Source organism: Dickeya chrysanthemi NCPPB 402 (assembly GCF_000406105.1).
Lineage (GTDB): Bacteria > Pseudomonadota > Gammaproteobacteria > Enterobacterales > Enterobacteriaceae > Dickeya > Dickeya chrysanthemi.
The window spans coordinates 1-2,288 of record NZ_AOOA01000076.1 but is presented as its reverse complement, the minus strand read 5'-3'; the positions used below and the strand labels follow the sequence as shown (position 1 = coordinate 2,288).

The 2,288-nt window shown below is 32.0% G+C and carries 4 protein-coding genes and 1 pseudogene; all 5 read left to right on the top strand.

Translation table 11 applies throughout. The features are described from left to right. Positions 1 to 52: 52 nt before the first annotated feature. The 5 genes and pseudogenes from DCH402_RS22835 to DCH402_RS23230 all read left to right on the top strand — a co-directional run bounded on the left by DCH402_RS22835 (position 53) and on the right by DCH402_RS23230 (position 2,056). Positions 53 to 478 carry a hypothetical protein gene (locus DCH402_RS22835; RefSeq protein ID WP_200864848.1) on the top strand — a complete coding sequence of 142 codons (426 nt, stop codon included), beginning with the start codon at positions 53 to 55 and terminating at the stop codon, positions 476 to 478. A gap of 3 nt (positions 479 to 481) precedes the next feature. Further along, positions 482 to 883: a hypothetical protein gene (locus DCH402_RS00140; RefSeq protein ID WP_002215114.1), complete on the top strand. Its 402-nt coding sequence runs from the start codon at positions 482 to 484 to the stop codon at positions 881 to 883. 519 nt (positions 884 to 1,402) lie between these two features. Further along, positions 1,403 to 1,519, top strand: a pseudogene (locus tag DCH402_RS23335) (hypothetical protein); the annotation flags it as partial. 4 nt (positions 1,520 to 1,523) lie between these two features. After that, a complete protein-coding gene (locus tag DCH402_RS00135) occupies positions 1,524 to 1,880 on the top strand; it encodes a DMP12 family DNA mimic protein (protein ID WP_002230999.1) in 357 nt (118 codons plus the stop codon). 47 nt (positions 1,881 to 1,927) lie between these two features. Then, entirely contained in the window at positions 1,928 to 2,056 is a 129-nt protein-coding gene (locus tag DCH402_RS23230; protein ID WP_010981028.1) for a hypothetical protein, read from the top strand. Positions 2,057 to 2,288 lie beyond the last annotated feature (232 nt).

Below are 2,288 nucleotides of genomic sequence, written 5' to 3'. Positions count from 1 at the left end.
CTATAAAAACCTGCTGTTCGCCATATGCAGACTAAGGCGTTAGGTACGGTAGATGAAATTGGCGATACAGTACAGCAGGTTGGGAAACAGGCTAGCGGACAAAAAAACCAGCGGTGGTAATCCTGCGATTGATAGCGACCCCTATAGCCCGAGTAGTGTGGCAGCTCGCATAGAAACCGGTAAGGTGCGCAGTGATTTACAAATCAAAGACATTTTGAGCAATACTACTCAAAGGAGTAAAACAAAAGGTCCCGCTGTTCAGTATGATAAAGTGGGGGATTACAATGACGCACTAAATGATTTTAATAGTCTGAATGTTCGAAATGTACAAACACGTCCTAATGGAACGATAACGGGCAATTTACCTGATAGGCGTGCGGTTAATGCTCGTAATGATAGTAGTGGTGGAGAACCAACACTTGAAATAACAATTAGTAATAACCGAAAAATAAAAATCAGATATGGAAATACACGATAAATTATGAAATTAAAAAGCTTAGATTTCCCAACTGGCTATTTCTATTTTGATAATGCAGCAATAAACTCTGATAAAGTAGAAGTTATAGCAGTTGGTTATAGAAATACGGATAAAACCATAAAAATTTTTATTGAAGATGTTATTCATTTTAGGGTTGTTGATGAATCGTATTTTATAGATACTTTTATGGATTTAATTTCGGAAGATGCAGATAGAGCTTTGCTTCATGAAAATGGTGGTCAATCTTTTTTTGAACTTCTTGATGAGTGTTATGCGGAATGGATATTGAAAGAAAGTTATTTTCCTTTGAATAGAGAATTCTTTAAATACTATATTTTTATGTTTGAGCAAACATTCATAGAAATAATTGGTTCTAGTGCAACGTATTCAATTATTGAGGGCTAGCGTAAGATGAGTAATAAGTTGCCTATCTTTCTTTCAGGCAGCCTGAAAATAAAACTACCCAAGTTGATGGTGTACCTGTATCAGTGAAGGGAAATTTTGTTGATGGTAAATTTCGCATTGGTACGGCAACAATGAAATCATTTTAAATTGAGCTAGAAATGAACCTAGAAAATTATGAAAACATTTTAATAAAATTACTTTTTTATCATAACAACTTAGTAAATGAATATTCTTATTTTATTGAAAATAAAAATTTATTTAAAATAGTATCTCGAACTAAAACGAGTAAGGGCTTTTTTTCACTATAGAAAAACCATTAAATTTTCTAAGCAAAAAAACTTATTTTGAGTTTAATTTTAAATATTTACACTCAGGGAAAGAACGCTTTGGTTCGTTTATGTGCTGGATAAATACTAATTTAATGGAATTTGAGGGGGTTTTTTTAACGACCTGCTCCCTGATAATATGATAATAAATAACTTTTTTGAAATAAATGATTAACGATACACCAATAAAAATTGGTGGGGTAACCGTATGGATGATATTCGCGGCATCATCCAAGGTGCGGTTAATCCTTTAATTTACAAGGTAAGCAAGCAAAAGATTATTTACAACAAACTCATATCAGGAACTTAGACAAATGAATGAACACAACCTGTTAATTTTCTGTTTAAAAGACAATGTTTCAATTAGTGAATATACTGAAATGATTGATTGGGCTTATAAAAATATTCAATCTGAAACAGTTGTAGAAATTACGGAAAGTCAAATTATTGAATATCAAAATCGTGGATTATGGAGACTTGTTTCTGAAATTACCGATAATTGGTTATTTGGACCAAGTGAGGGGGATTGGCTAATAGATAAGGAAAGTATTTTGGCTGTAAAAGAAAAATTACAAAATTCAGATTTTTCTACAGAGCCCTTAGTGAAAAATATTATTCATGTACTTGAATATGCTATAAAAAATAAAAAAACAGTAATTTTTCATTTTTGAGACTAATCCAATTTTTAGTAATATTGATGCAGAGCAAGCAGCATTAGATGCCGCAAACATGGGGAGAAGCTATTCAATTTAGAATTAAAAAACAAATTGAAAATGAACTAGCACCACCAAATTGGTCTACCCAGTTTCCTAATGGTAGTATTTATGATCCTAAGGTAACGAAATGATTATTCAAAATGAATTTAATTTATATCCTAGTAATATGCTTCCTGAAAGGTTTTGTTATCCTGAAAAGTATGTTCGTATCTCTAACGATACATCTTTAATACCTTATATTCAGCCACATAATTTTCACTGGTAGTTTGAGAATTATGGAACAGAAGGGGCAGAAGTAGCTTATATATTTAGAAATTCTATCCTGCCTGATTTAAATCTTATCCCATTCGCTAGTAATGGAGA

Bases quoted from the DNA above. Each gene is read 5' to 3' on its own strand.
- DCH402_RS23230 (WP_010981028.1), top strand. From the start codon at position 1,928: ATGCCGCAAACATGGGGAGAAGCTATTCAATTTAGAATTAAAAAACAA.
- DCH402_RS00135 (WP_002230999.1), top strand. From the start codon at position 1,524: ATGAATGAACACAACCTGTTAATTTTCTGTTTAAAAGACAATGTTTCA.
- DCH402_RS00140 (WP_002215114.1), top strand. From the start codon at position 482: ATGAAATTAAAAAGCTTAGATTTCCCAACTGGCTATTTCTATTTTGAT.
- DCH402_RS22835 (WP_200864848.1), top strand. From the start codon at position 53: ATGAAATTGGCGATACAGTACAGCAGGTTGGGAAACAGGCTAGCGGAC.